Annotated in this window: 13 protein-coding genes and 1 pseudogene; 5 read left to right on the forward strand and 9 right to left on the reverse strand. The window is 66.0% G+C overall.

Features of this window, described 5'->3' with window-relative positions; genetic code table 11:
- Positions 1–10 precede the first annotated feature (10 nt).
- The 9 genes and pseudogenes from H180DRAFT_RS28880 to H180DRAFT_RS00665 all read right to left on the reverse strand — a co-directional run.
- Positions 11–637, reverse strand: a pseudogene (locus H180DRAFT_RS28880) (DUF2637 domain-containing protein); the annotation flags it as partial.
- A 248-nt stretch (positions 638–885) separates the two neighbouring features.
- Positions 886–1,095, reverse strand: coding sequence for a hypothetical protein (locus H180DRAFT_RS00630; protein ID WP_055483981.1), 210 nt, complete (start codon positions 1,093–1,095; stop codon positions 886–888).
- Positions 1,096–1,848 carry an exonuclease domain-containing protein gene (locus H180DRAFT_RS00635; protein WP_254665808.1) on the reverse strand — a complete coding sequence of 251 codons (753 nt, stop codon included), beginning with the start codon at positions 1,846–1,848 and terminating at the stop codon, positions 1,096–1,098.
- Positions 1,845–2,501, reverse strand: a complete 657-nt coding sequence (locus H180DRAFT_RS00640) for a GGDEF domain-containing protein (RefSeq protein WP_055483982.1) — start codon at positions 2,499–2,501, stop codon at positions 1,845–1,847. Before H180DRAFT_RS00640 ends, H180DRAFT_RS00635 begins: the two co-directional genes overlap by 4 nt.
- A 115-nt stretch (positions 2,502–2,616) precedes the next feature.
- The gene (locus tag H180DRAFT_RS00645) at positions 2,617–2,877 is read right to left on the reverse strand and encodes a hypothetical protein (protein ID WP_055483983.1); all 261 of its coding nucleotides are present in this window, start codon (positions 2,875–2,877) and stop codon (positions 2,617–2,619) included.
- A 105-nt stretch (positions 2,878–2,982) separates the two neighbouring features.
- Positions 2,983–3,345 carry a hypothetical protein gene (locus tag H180DRAFT_RS00650; protein WP_055483984.1) on the reverse strand — a complete coding sequence of 121 codons (363 nt, stop codon included), beginning with the start codon at positions 3,343–3,345 and terminating at the stop codon, positions 2,983–2,985.
- The gene (locus tag H180DRAFT_RS30150) at positions 3,342–3,692 is read right to left on the reverse strand and encodes a WhiB family transcriptional regulator (protein ID WP_175437698.1); all 351 of its coding nucleotides are present in this window, start codon (positions 3,690–3,692) and stop codon (positions 3,342–3,344) included. The genes H180DRAFT_RS00650 and H180DRAFT_RS30150 overlap by 4 nt, the downstream gene beginning before the upstream one ends.
- A gap of 189 nt (positions 3,693–3,881) precedes the next feature.
- A complete protein-coding gene (locus H180DRAFT_RS00660) occupies positions 3,882–4,253 on the reverse strand; it encodes a hypothetical protein (RefSeq protein WP_055483986.1) in 372 nt (123 codons plus the stop codon).
- A gap of 104 nt (positions 4,254–4,357) precedes the next feature.
- Positions 4,358–4,573 carry a helix-turn-helix domain-containing protein gene (locus H180DRAFT_RS00665; RefSeq protein ID WP_055483987.1) on the reverse strand — a complete coding sequence of 72 codons (216 nt, stop codon included), beginning with the start codon at positions 4,571–4,573 and terminating at the stop codon, positions 4,358–4,360.
- Positions 4,574–4,776: 203 nt separating this feature from the next.
- On the opposite strand from H180DRAFT_RS00665, the gene H180DRAFT_RS00670 reads away from it, so the two are divergent.
- The 5 genes from H180DRAFT_RS00670 (at position 4,777) to H180DRAFT_RS00690 (ending at position 13,497) form a co-directional block, all read left to right on the forward strand.
- A complete protein-coding gene (locus tag H180DRAFT_RS00670) occupies positions 4,777–5,133 on the forward strand; it encodes a GntR family transcriptional regulator (RefSeq protein ID WP_055483988.1) in 357 nt (118 codons plus the stop codon).
- A 234-nt stretch (positions 5,134–5,367) separates the two neighbouring features.
- Positions 5,368–6,591 carry a helix-turn-helix domain-containing protein gene (locus H180DRAFT_RS00675; RefSeq protein WP_254665809.1) on the forward strand — a complete coding sequence of 408 codons (1,224 nt, stop codon included), beginning with the start codon at positions 5,368–5,370 and terminating at the stop codon, positions 6,589–6,591.
- A gap of 58 nt (positions 6,592–6,649) precedes the next feature.
- A complete protein-coding gene (locus H180DRAFT_RS00680; RefSeq protein WP_055483990.1) occupies positions 6,650–7,105 on the forward strand; it encodes an NUDIX domain-containing protein in 456 nt (151 codons plus the stop codon).
- A 450-nt stretch (positions 7,106–7,555) separates the two neighbouring features.
- Positions 7,556–10,759 (forward strand): BPTD_3080 family restriction endonuclease, encoded by a 3,204-nt coding sequence (locus tag H180DRAFT_RS00685; protein WP_254665810.1) that lies wholly within the window; start codon positions 7,556–7,558, stop codon positions 10,757–10,759.
- 80 nt (positions 10,760–10,839) lie between these two features.
- Positions 10,840–13,497, forward strand: a complete 2,658-nt coding sequence (locus tag H180DRAFT_RS00690) for a site-specific DNA-methyltransferase (protein ID WP_254665811.1) — start codon at positions 10,840–10,842, stop codon at positions 13,495–13,497.
- The last annotated feature ends 87 nt before the right edge of the window (positions 13,498–13,584 follow it).

Below are 13,584 nucleotides of genomic sequence, written 5' to 3' on the forward strand. Positions count from 1 at the left end.
GGTCGATGGCTTCAGCGAGCGGGACGCCGTAGCGGGCCAGCCGCAGCGGCAGCCGCATCTGCTCAGGCGCGGTACGGCGCCAGTTGCGGCCGTAGCGGGCGCGCAGCTGCTCGCGGTAGACGGCCCAGTCCTGCTCGATGGCCACTGCGGTCTCGTAGCTGCGCAGCTCCCACAGCTTCATGCGCCGCCACAGCCCGAACGTGGAGGGGAAAGCCAGCAGCCAGCGGGCCAGCCGTACGCCCTCCATGTGCTTGTCGGCAGTGATGTCGGCGACGCGTCCCACCGCGTGCCGGGCTGCCTCCACGGCGACGATGAACAGCACCGGGATGACGGCGTGCATCCCGACGCCGAGCGCATCCGGCCACGCCGCCGCCGCGTTGAACGCGACCGTCGCGGCCGTCAGCAGCCACGCCGTCTGACGCAGCAGCGGGAAGGCGATGCGCAGCCACGTCAGCAGCAGATCCAGCGCGAGCAGGACGACGATCCCGGCGTCGATGCCGATCGGGAAGTACGGCGCGAAGGCACCGAAGCCCTTCCGTGCGGCCAGGTCTCGTACGGCGCTGTAGGAGCCGGTGAAGCCGATCGCGGCGATCACCAGCGCTCCGAGCACCACGACGGTGATCAGCAGCCAGCGCACCTTCGACGGGCCCGCGGTCTGCCGCGGCCGGTCGTCCTGGCTGTCCTCGTCGGATGCCGGCGACTCGTCGGCAGTCGGCTCTTCGGCGGGGGATTCGCTCCGAGGCGTGGGCTCGGGAGGGACGGGTGTGAGGGGACGGCCGTCCGCGGCGACCAGGCCGCCGCGGGCGGGCGGCTCGGTGCCGTTGACGGGGATGAGCACAGGGTGCGACACGGTCAACTCCAGGGAGGATCAGCAGCGTTCGGGGGTCAGGAGGTGGTCTGGCGGTGCTGGGCGATGAGCAGCACCAGCCAGCGGCCGTTGTTGGTCTGGCCCGCGTAGGAGCCGTCGGGCGCCCAGGCGTGCCACCACAGCGAGGGCCGGCCGAAGAAGCGCTCGACGGTCAGCGCGACCGTGTAGCCGTCCAGCACACCGGCCTCGACGGGAAGCCCGAGCAGGGCGGGGAATCGCATGGCCACTCACCCCTCCCTGCGCGCGCCGACGAGGGAGTGGGGCAGGTAGGGCCAGGCGGGCTCGACGTACGCCTCGGGATCGGTACGGCGCAGGTACTCCTCCAGGCCCGCTGCCTGCTGCGCGGCCCAACTGACCTGGGCATCGTGCAGCTTGAGGAGATCGGCGCCGCCGATCCGGGCGTGGCCGGTGCCGATCCGCCAGGCGATACGGGCCGCGGCCAGGGCGTCGGCCTCGGCGGTGTGCGCCGACTCGTGGCGTACGCGGTAGTGCGCGGCGAGTGCCGACAACTTCCGGGAGCCGCGCCGGTAGCGGTCGATCTGCCGGTCGAGCACCAGCGGGTCGATGACCGGCGCCACGTCCAGCCCCGCCAGGCGCTCGACGAGGGGGAGCACGCCGTGCCGACGCGCCTCGCGGTCGAGCAGGGTCAGGTCGTAGGGGGCGTTGAAGACCACCACCGGAAAGCCGGCGCCCAACTGCTCAGCCAGAACCGCGGTGATGTCCTCGACGACCTCGGCCGCATCGGAACCCTCGACACGCGCCTGGTCGGTCGTGACTCCGTGAACTGCAGTGGCCTGCTCGGGAATCTCGACGCCCGGATCAGCAATCCACGTACGGCTGTCGGAGGCCTGACCACCGCCGACGGCGACCACGGCCGCGGTCACGACGCGGTCGTTCTCCGCGTCCACGCCGGTGGTCTCGGTGTCGAAGGCCACCATCCGGCTTTGCGCCCACGGGGAGTTGACGTGCGTGGTCATCATGCGGCCCTCCCCTCGTGAGCGCGGGAGGCGCCGAGTCGGCCGGCGCGACGCCCGTTGACCGTGCTCTGGGTGCTGGCGGGCCCGTCGGCGGTCAGCCAACCGCCACCGCCGCGCTTGACGACGTACATCGCCTCGTCAGCACGCCGCAGAGCCAGCGCCAGATCGGGGCGCGGCAGTTCGCCGTTCCAGCAGGCTCCGATCGAGGCGCCCAGCTGAAAGCGGTCGCGGCCGTAGTCGACGGGGACGCACAGCCCTTGGTGCAGCGTGGCCAGCGACCGGTGAAACGCCTCCGGATCGCCAGTTCGCACGGCGAGCGCGAACTCGTCACCACCCAGGCGAGCAGCGGCGCCGTCGGCCAGCCGGCCATCCAGCCACTCGGTCAGCCGGGCGCCGCTGGCACGGATCGCCTCATCGCCGGCGGCGTGGCCGTAGGTGTCGTTGACGGCCTTGAAGCCGTCCAGGTCGATGAGGACTACGGCACACGGGCCGCCACGCAGCATCCGCGCGGCATGCCGCTCGAAGGCAACACGTCCGGGGAGACCCGTGAGCGGGTCGCGGCGTGCACGGTCGAGCTGGCGACGCATCCACACCGTGTGGAAGCCCCAACAGGCCAGCGGCACGGCGGCGGTGGTCGCGGCTATCAGAGTGCTCATGCAGCCCTCCCCGTACGCGCGAGCTGGCAGCTGTGGGCGCGGGCAGCGCGGCGGGCGGCCTTCTGGTTGCGGTACGTACAGCGCCAACCGCAGTCCGGGCAGCGGGTCTTGGCACTCATGCGATCCGCCTCCCAGCCAGCGGCAGATCCCCGAGGAGCAACTCCTCGGCCAGTTGCGGCTCGTACTCGGGTAGCTGACCGAGCTGGTCGAGGGTGTCGATAAGGACGGACAGCGGCAGCGCGTGGCCGTCGTAGTGCGCGACGACCGCGGCGCGGGACGCGCCCAGCAGCTCGGTGTGGTCGTGGCGCAGCGCGGCCAGCTGCCGGCGCAGGTACGTGTTGCTGCGGGCCAGTTCGGAACGTGTCGGGGTCGACATGTGAGGAGGAACCTCCACAAGTAGGGCGCCGCCGGGCCGCACGCGGCCAAGGCGACGGGCCTGCGGCCCGGCGGCGTCAGGACGAGCGAGAGAGCAGAGAGCGGGTCAGCGGTAGCTGGTGAGGCTGCGCATCACCAGCACGCAGCACGTGATCGCGACAGCCGAGATGCCGACAGCGACGGCGACCACGGCGACCGACAGCAGCAGCGAGACCAGGACGACACCCACCACCAGCGCGCCGACGGTGCCGACACCCACAGCCGAAGGCTTGAACTGCCGTCGGCTAGGGACCTGTTGATCGTGGCCGTGAGGCAAGCAGCAGCTCGGCGCCGCATTCCCGTGCGGGCCGACGGTGACCGCATGCTCGGCTGGCGACTGGGCCGCCGGCGCCAGCGAGGCGAACTGCCGCCCGGAAGCGTCCGTGAGCACGTACGCCTGGCTGGTCTGCGAGTTCGTGTGCTCAGTCATGCGGCCTCACCGCCGACCTGCCGTGCCCGCTTGCGCCGCAGGGCCCGGCGCTGGTTGGCGGTCAGACCGCCGAAGACGCCGAACTGCTCGTTGTTTTCCAGCGCACGCTCCAGGCACGCCGTCCGCACGGGGCAGGACTCGCAGATGCTCTTGGCCAGTTCGATGTCGGCGGGCCGGTCGGTGAAGAACAGCTCGGTCTCCACCTCGACGCACGCGGCACCGGCCTCTACGTCCGGGTCGGCACCGGGCACCGGCGGGCCACCGGGGCCGCGCCGGTTGGGGTGCACGTACGGCCGCTTGGCCTGGCGAAGGTGCGGGCGGGAGGAGCCCACCACGCGGATAGTCACGGGACGAACAGTCATCTCAGCGCGCCCCCTCACGCTCAAGCTGCGGGCCGGGCGTCCACATGTGGCCGCAGCTCCCGCACACCTCACGTGCAGCCGTACGGCAACGCGAGACGGACGTCGCACTCTGGCAGCGCGGGCAGCGAGCCGTCGCGCAGGCAGGACGCTGGTCGTAGAACGGACGCGTCGACATCACGCCGCATCACCACCGCGGCCTGTCGCGGGGCCCTCGACCGGGGCGTAGACCTGCACCTGCCGGCCGCTGACCAACACCTGGGTCTCGAACGACCACGTGCGGTCGTTGAGGGGCTTCACCAGGGCGATACCGCCGGCCTCCTGTGCGATTCGCGCGACCGCCTTGCACCGCTCCCCCGGCTCACCGTCGAACTCGGAGACCTGTACGCCGATCGAGCCGTCGGTATGGACCACCACGTACAGATCAGGAAGGCCAGGAAAGCCCTCCAGGAAGTCCGCAATCAGCCGCAGACTCGCGACTGTGCTGGACGTGCTCAGCCGTTCCGGCCGGGCATCGACCGCCACATCGGCGGTACGCTCGTTGAGCATCGTTGAACTCCTCAGTTCACTCGCGATGTCGGGCCTCGGTGAGGTCGACCAGGAGTGGCAGCTCCCGTTCGGCCGTTCTCGCCGGGGCCTCTTGCTGTTCTCCGTCAGGCGGCCTCGGCCGCCGGCGCCGTGCCCGCCGAGCTCACGTACGCGTCGTACGCGGGCCGCGGGATCCGCAGAGTGCCGCGGCCGGCACCCACACGGATGGCATGCAGCCGACCGGCCTCGATCTCGCGGTAGACAGTGGCCACGTGAACGTCGAGAAGTGCGGCGACGTCCTTCACTTTCAGTGGCCGCTGGTCGGTCGTCGGCTCGGACAAGTTGAACCTCCTGAGTAGGTCGCAAGGGGCGCTGCTTTCGCACGCACCACCTTGCTTTGCCGTGTGTACATGGTTGAGCTATGTGCACATAGTTGTCAAGCGATCGCGTTGCCTTTCTCGGCGAGAACCTGCTCGTTCCCCGGTCATCTGCGATGTGCTCAACTAGGTACGGCGACGACCAGGTGCACATAGGAGGATCCGGAGTGGGCGAGCAGACGGGGCTGCCTGAGTACCAACGGGTCATGAACGACCTGCGGCGCCAGATCGCGAACGACGTCCTCCCGCTGGGGGAGTCCATCCCGTCTACCGCGGACCTCATGGAGGAGTACGGCGTCTCGGTCACGGTCGTACGGCGCGCAGTCGCCGAGCTCAAAGGCGAGGGCCTGCTACGCGGCCAGCCCGGAAAGGCCGTGTACGTGCTGGCGAAGCCGAGCGACTCGCCATCTGCCCACACTCCGGAGTACGAGGCGATCATGGGCGAGATCCGCGCGTTGAGGGGCGAGATGCAGAGCCTCGCTCGTCGGCTCGGGCAGCTCGAAGATGCGGTCGGTCCTCAGTAACGCGGCTGAACAGCTGGTTCACCCGGTCCGACAGATCGTGGGCTTCCTCAGCCATCTCCCGTAGGACTACCGTCAATTCAGCGCGCTCGCTTTCCGTCAGTGCCATGTCCGAGCTCCAAGCCCCGCTGCGGTTCGATCAGTTGATCCAGTGGCAATGACGGTAGGGAGGACGCACCGAAGTACCCCGGAAAAACCTTCCGGGGTCCGACCGGCCCGCGGGGTGAAGCTCTGTCCATGCGAGGAATGACGGAGAACCTGACCATCGGTGAGCGCGTCGCTTGGTACCGCCGGCGACGCGGAATCCCCCAGGAAGCACTGGCGGGCCTCATCGGGCGTACGACGGACTGGCTGAGCAAGGCGGAGAACAACCGCATCGACCTCGACCGGCTCTCGGTCATCAAGTCCCTTGCCGACGCGCTCGACGTGTCGCTGGGGGACCTGCTCGCCGAGCCGACGCTCATGGACTGGACGGCCGACAGTGGCCGGCGCACCGTCCCCGCGCTACGCGAAGCCCTCATGGACTACCGGCAGTTGACGCCGCTGCTCGGCATCCCGACAGAGGGCGAGCCGCCCGCGCTTCCGGAGCTTCGGGCGAACGTCGCCGACGTCCTTGACGCGTACCAGGCGTCCCGCTACGGCTACGCCACTCGCCGGCTCCCGCTGCTCCTGGCGGACGCACTGCTCGCCGCCCGCTCGTACAGCGGCCGCGAGGGCGAGGAAGCCAACGCACACCTGGCTATGACGTACCAGGGCGCGGCCCAGGTACTGGGCAAGGTGGGGGAGACCGAGCTGGCGTGGATGGCCGCCGACCGCGGCCTTGCCGCGGCCCAGCAGAGCGGAAACCGCTCGGTCACCGGCTCCCTCTTCCGCTCGGTGGTGCACTGCCTGCTCACCACCGGCCGCTTCAAGAACGCGGTCCAGCTCGTCGACGACGCCTCAACCGTGCTCGAACCAGAACTCACCGACGCCTCACCCGGCTACTTGTCCGTGTACGGGACGCTCTTCCTCGCCGGCTCGATGGCCGCGGCCCGCGCCGAGGACCGATCGACCACGCAGACGTACCTGGGGGAGGCGGAGAATGCCGCCCGTCGGCTCGGCGCCGACGCGAACCACATGTGGACGGCCTTCGGCCCGACGAACGTCGGCATCCATCGCGTGGCCACAGCGGGGGAGTTCGGGGACATGCAGGTCGCGGTCGAGCTCGGCCAGGACCTCGACGTGACGGCGCTGCCAGTGGAGCGTCGCGTGCGGCACCACCTCGAGGTCGCCCGAGCCCTCAACGCCTGGAACCGTACGGACGAAGCGCTCGACAAGATCCTCGAAGCCGAGCAGGACGCCCCCGAACAGGTTCGCCACCACTACTTGAGCCGCGAACTTGTCGTCGGCTGGGTCCGCGGCACCAAGGGCCAGCCCTCCCGCTCGGTCGCAGACCTGGCGCACCGGCTCCGCGTCGTGTGAGCCGGTTAGGGTCGGTGGTGTGAGCGAGCACCGAGCCCAGAACGAGCACGAAGCCAAAATGGCGCGCCCGCGCATGGCAGCGGGCGCGCTCTTCTTCGACGAGCACGACCGAGTCCTCATGGTCGAGCCCGCGTACAAGGACTACTGGGACATCCCTGGCGGCTACGTCGAGCACGGCGAATCCCCCCGCCAGGCATGCATCCGCGAGGTCCGCGAGGAGCTGGGCATCACACCACCGATCGGCCGCCTGCTCGCCGTCGACTGGGCCCCGGCTAAACGCGAGGGCGACAAGGTCCTCTATCTCTTCGACGGCGGCCTGCTGACAGACGCTTTCCTCCACTCCATCCAACTCCGGGCCGACGAGCTCAAGGCCTTCGAGTTTCGCTCGGTCGACGAACTCGCCTCCCTGGCCATCCCCCGCCTGACCCGCCGCATCACTGAGGCCGTCACTGCCCGCACGCGCGGTGATGTCGCCTACCTCGAGCACGGGCAGTTGCCTACCGCCACCTTCTGAGGCTGGTGCGGGCGAAGTCCTCTGCTTCATCAAGAAAGCTCGGTTCGTGCGGCACGGCTCGCTGCCGGGCCTGCGCTCTCTGGCCGTGTCCGTGCTGTCCGCCTCAACCGATGTCTGTTTCGCACAAGGAGACGCGACACCGCCACACTTCGGTGCCCGCCGTGGCCCGGCAGGGGGCGGCCCGTCTTCTATGCAAAAACGGCCACTTTGAGCGTGCCGCTGTCCCGTCATTGCTCCGGTCGTGGTGCTTCACGCAACATCCGCGGAGCAGCCCTTGTCCTGGGCGTATCACCGAACTCCCGGACGGATGGCGGGTGCATCATGTAGCCATAGGGCAACTAGAGCTGCGGAAGCACGGGGGGCAGTTCGGTGATCACGGACGAGTGGGGTCATTGCCAGTGACAGGCCGTACGGTTGGCGCGTACGCAGCGTGAGGGAGATAGCTAAGGCATGGCAGCAGTGATCGAGAACCCGATCATCAACTCGCCCTACAAAGAGCCAGCCGAGCACTGGGAACTGGATGAGCGGGGGCAGCCAACCGGGGACAAGGCTCCCGGCCGTCGCCCGAGCGAAACCTGGATGCCCGTCCCGCGCGCCAGGAAGGGACGTAAGACGTCCGCCGGCGTCCAGCACGAGCTGTCCTTCGACGGCATCCTGGAGGAGCGTAAGGGCCAGGACGTCATCGGCAACATCCGAAGCGAGGTCGCCCGCTGGCGCAAGGCGGGATACCCCAACATCACGCCAACGACCCGCCGTCTCCTGGAGTACTGGACCGACTCGACCCGGGAGCGGAAGCTCTTCTTCGCTCAGGTGGAAGCGGTGGAGACCGCCGTCTACCTGACGGAGGTGGGCACGAAGCTTGGCAGAGCCTGGATAAGGGGCCACCTGGAAGAGGCCAACCAGGAGCACAACGCAGGACTGCCCCGGGTGGCTTTGAAGATGGCGACGGGTTCGGGGAAGACCGTCGTGATGGCGATGCTGATCGCCTGGAACTCCCTCAACAAGGTCGCCAGCCCGCAGGATCCTCGGTTCGCCAAGCGCTTCCTCCTGGTCGCTCCCGGCATCACCATCCGGGATCGGCTGCGCGTGCTGATGCCCTCCGACCCGAACAACTACTACAAGGAGCGGGACGTTGTCCCTGCGGACCTGTGGGGTGCGCTTGGCCAGGCGCAGGTGGCGATCACCAACTACCACGCGTTCATGCTCAGGACGACGCGGGAAGGTCAGGGGCTCGCTTCCAAGACCAAAAAGCTGCTGCTGGCCAAGTCGAAGGACGACCCCTTCGTCGAGACGCCCGACATGATGGTCAACCGGGTGCTGCGTGATCTGGGCGGAAGTAAGGGCGAGATCATCGTCTTCAACGATGAGGCGCATCACTGCTACCAGACCCGCGGCGCTGCCCTGGAGGGGGCCCTTACCGTCGAGGACCTGAAGGGTGAGGAGAAGAAGCAGGCCGAAGAGGAGAACAAGCACGCGCGCCAGTGGTTCGACGGCCTGAACCACGTAATGCGCAAGAGCGGCATCAAGACGGTCTACGACCTCTCCGCGACCCCCTTCTACTTGAACGGTTCGGGTTACCCGGAGGGCACGCTCTTCCCATGGGTGGTGAGCGACTTCGGGCTCCTGGACGCCATCGAGTCCGGCTTGGTCAAGATCCCGCGCGTGCCGGTGGACGACGACGCGGAGCACAAGGACGTCTCCTATCTGAACCTGTGGGAGCACATCAGGGACGAGATGCCCAAGCGCTCCCAAAAAACGGAGACGCTCGCGGACAAGTCGCTACCCGGTGTCCTGGACGGAGCTGCCCACAGCCTGTACCGGAATTACACGCAAGCCTTCGCGCGATGGCAGGAAGAGACCCGGGGTACCGGCTCCACCCCGCCGGTGTTCATCGTCGTCTGCAACAACACGACGGTGTCGAAGTGGGTGTACGACCAGATTGCCGGGCATGAACCGCCTGGCGGGGGCGGCCAGGGGAAGCGTGGCATGCTGCCGCACTTCTCCAACTACGACGAGACAGGCCGCCGTTACCCGGTGCCGCGTACCATCCTGGTCGACTCGGCGCAGCTGGAGTCCGACAACCCGCAGTTGGACGCCCAGTTCAAGGCCGCGGCGGCCGAGGAGCTGGAAGCGTTCAAAGAGGAGTACCGCAACCGGTTCCCGGACCGGGATGTGGAGGCGCTGACGGACGCTGACCTGCTGCGCGAGGTCCTGAACACGGTCGGTAAGAAGGGCAAGCTCGGGCAGGACGTGCGCTGCGTTGTCTCCGTGTCCATGCTCACGGAGGGCTGGGACGCCAACACGGTCACTCACATTCTGGGGGTCCGTGCCTTCGGCAGTCACCTATTGTGCGAGCAGGTCGTGGGCCGCGGTTTGCGCCGTATCTCGTACGCCGTGAATGACGCGGGGCTGCTCGAGCCCGAATACGCAGACGTGTACGGCATCCCGTTCCAGTTCATCCAGACCGACCCGAATAGAGAGCTGAAGTCCAAGCCGAGACCGGAGCCAAAGCACGTCCGCTCCATGAGGGACCGGGACGAGCTGCGCATCACCTTCCCGCGTCTGGAGGGGTACCGCGTAGAGATCGAAGAGGCACGGTTCTACGCGGACTTCACGCATGCGGAACCGTTCGAGGTGAACCAGGGCGTCGCGACAAGGGCCGATGTGGAAGGCTTCATCGGTGAGAGTGCCAGGCACACCCTGGTCGACGCCAGGGGTGTACGCGTTCAGCAGGTCGCCTTCCAGCTGGCCGGGCTGGCCCTTGAACTGCTTGAGGATCCGACGCGGGGACGCAAACCGTGGATGTTCCCAAACCTGGTGCAGCTCGCGAAGGAGTGGACCACCCACTGTGTCGGTACGGACAACCGGCGAAGTCTGGCGATCATCTCCCGGGTCTCCGAAGAACGGCAGCGGGCTGCCCAGCAGTTCTTCGCCGCGCTGAACCGCCAGGAGGGCAACAACTCATCCAGGGTGCTTCCCATCTTCGCGCGCTATGCGCCCGAGGGCTCCACGGATGATGTGGACTTCTACACGACCAAGGCGGTCTACGAGGCCGACCCCGACAAGTCTCCGGTGAATTATGTGGTCCTCGACGGCATAGGCGGCAACACGTGGGAGCAGACCCTGGCGAGACTGCTCGACGGCAACAAGAACGTGCAGTCGTACGTCAAGAACGACCACCTGGAGTTTGCGATCCCGTACCTGTACGCGGGGCGCACGCACCGGTACCTGCCTGACTTCATCGTCCGGTTGAAGCCACTCGACGAGGAGGACGTCGAGGCGCGCCACCTCATCGTGGAGGTATCGGGCTCCCGCAAATCGGCCGGCAAGCGGGCCATGAAGGCGGAGACCGCGCGCATGTGGTGCGCGGCCGTGAACAACCACGGTGCATACGGCAGGTGGGGCTACATCGAGTTGTCGGAGGACCCCACCGGTTTCAAGTCGCGTTTGAACGCGGCGATCGAGGCCCTCTACGGCGACGGGATTCTGACAGGTCTACACGAGGAGGGCCTCAAGAGCGAGGAGAGGCTCAGAAGCGACGACATGGACTGGGGCGCAGACGATTACCCCTGGAACGACCTGTTCAGCGCGGCCCGCGAGGCGGAGATCGAGCAGCGGCGACAGCAGCACGGCAACGACGACCAGAAAGGGTAGTAAATACGATGGCCGCTCCCCGCAGAAGCACCGCGAACAGCACCAAGGCCGTGCAGGCCACAAGGCATGAGGACACCCGAGTGAACAACCCGACGGCGGACGCGATCGACCTTGTCACAGAGGCAGTCGAGGCTGCCATGACATGGCGCGGCAAGCGTGACTTCGCCAAGGACCCCCAGCTCGTCTGGAAGGGCAAGGACGAGCAGGACCGCCAGGCCCTTGAGGTTCCGGCCCCGCCGATCTTCCGCCAGGAGCAGATCGAGCCGCGGTATCTCATCAAACAGCTGATGGATGAGACGAAGAGGCGGGAGAGCGGGGGAAGCGAGGACGCAGAGGAGGAATTTTCACTTTTCGGTGCTGATTTCTTCGAAGATGGCATCCCGGATGAGCTGGACAAAGTTGACTGGTACAAACATCAGATGAATTGGACCAACCGAATGGTCCTGGGCGACTCACTCCAGGTGATGGCAAGTCTCGCGGAACGGGAGAATCTGCGAGGCAAAGTTCAGATGGTATACATCGATCCGCCTTATGGGATTAAGTTTGGGTCCAATTGGCAGGCGCGAGTTGATATCTCGCGTGTGCGAGATGGAAACCTGGGGGATGCAAGTCGAGAAGTTGAGCAGATCAAAGCATTTCGCGATACATGGGATATGGGAATCAACTCGTATCTCGCCTACTTGCGCGATCGCCTCTTTGTTGCCCGCGATCTGCTGTCATCGTCGGGATCTGTTTTCGTGCAGATCGGCGACGAGAACGTTCACCTGGTTCGATGCCTACTTGATGAGGTATTCGGAGAAGAGAATTTTGCCTCATTGATTACTTATAAGACTACTTCTGGGGCGGGAAGCTTTTCGGGTGGAACTAATACGCTCCCGTCTGTCGCAAATTACATTCTATGGTATGCAAAAGACTTGCAACAAGCTAAGTATCGACCTATCTATCGGCGTAAAACGACCGTAGGTGACGACGCATATGTTTATGTGGAGGAGCCTGATGGGACTCGCCGTAGGATGACTCGAACTGAGCGGGACACGGGAGAGGTGGTTGGTCGGATCTTTCGGAAGGGCCCCACTACTTCCCAAACGACTCGCGTTGGCCAGACTACGGTCTTCCCTGTGGAGATCCCTGAAGGTGTTTTTAGGCCCAGCAAGGGAGGATGGAAGACTAATAAAGCAGGCATGCAAAAGCTCAAATGGGCCAACCGTCTGACCGGGGCCGGGAAGACCCTCTACTATATTCGCTACTATGAAGATTTCCCGGTGTCGACGTTCAGTAATTTTTGGGACGACACGACGATTGCGGGGTTTGGTGACGCCAAGGTGTACGTTGTCCAAACGACCGCAAAGGTAATCGAGCGGTGTATGCTGATGTCCACTGATCCCGGTGACCTAGTGCTCGATCCCACCTGCGGCTCGGGTACTTCCGCCTATGTCGCCGAACAGTATGGCCGTCGGTGGATCACAGTTGACAGCTCTCGTGTGGCCATCGCCGTCGCACGGCACCGCCTCATGGGTGCAAAGTACCCCGCATATTTCCTAGCAGACTCTCCCGAAGGAAAAGCCAAAGAGGCCAGCCTCAGTCAGCAGCCACTCGACCGTTCACCGTCGAAACACGATGTCCGCCACGGCTTCGTCTATGAGCGTGTCCCGCACATCACGCTGAAGTCGATTGCGAACAACCCGGATATCGAAGCGGGGATGACTCGCGATCAGATCGACAAGGCAATCAAGAGGCATGCCGAGTTCGAGACTCTTTTCGACCGTCCCTACGAGAATAAGAATGCGGTTAGAGTCGCAGGCCCCTTCACGGTCGAGTCGCTCTCACCGCACCGCTCAATCTCCTTCGATCAGGAGGTCCCCGCTTCCGAGAAGGCCGCCGAGATGATGCCGTCCGGCGCCTCCTACGAGGAGACCATCCTTGAGCACGTCAAGAAGGCAGGAGTGCAGAACGGCTACCGAAATGAGCGGCTGGAGTTCGAATCGGTCGAGCCTGTCTCTGGTCGGATACTGACCGCTGTTGGCATCCGCAAGGCCGCCGAGGAGGGCACGCCATCCCGCGTGGGCATCGCGCTCGGTCCCGAATACGGAACCGTCGACTCGCTCTTCATCAAGAACGCTGCTCGCGAGGCCCTCAGATTTGGCGAGATCGACCTCCTGCTCATTCTCGGCTTCGCCTTCGGTGCGAATGCCACCGAGGCGACCAACGAGATCAACCAGGAGCGAGGCGAGTTCTCAGTCATCCAGGAGCGCAACGTCGGCAAGATGACCGTGCTCAACGTCCGCATGAACCCTGACCTCGCCATGGGCGACGAGCTGGCCAACACCGGCACCGGCAACCTGTTCACGGTCTTCGGCGAGCCCGACATCGAGGTGACCGAAACGAGTGATGGCCGGCTCGTCGCCGAGATCAAGGGGCTCGACATCTACAACCCGACGACGGGTGACGTACGCGCCGAGGGCCCGGACGACATCATGATGTGGTCCATCGACACGGACTACGACGCCGAGGCCTTCATCGTGCGCCACGTCTACTTCTCGGGCGAGAACGGCAAGTCCACCGGTCTCAACCCGTACGAGCGGCTCGGCAAGGCGCTCAAGGGGCAGATCGACGACGAGGCTCTGGCCACCCTGTTCACCACAAAGTCCCGGCCCTTCCCCAAGCCCGACTCCGGCCGCATCGCAGTCAAGGTCGTCAACTACCTCGGCGACGAAGTCCTCAAGGCCATCGAGGTCTAACGTCGCGTTAGGCGTGGCGAGGCGTCTTCAGCACGCCCACCCCGCCGGGCACTCGCCGCACGAAGGCATCAGGTCACGGCACCAACT

The sequence above is a fragment of the Streptomyces sp. WMMB 322 genome (assembly GCF_900090145.1).
Classification (GTDB): Bacteria; Actinomycetota; Actinomycetes; order Streptomycetales; family Streptomycetaceae; genus Streptomyces.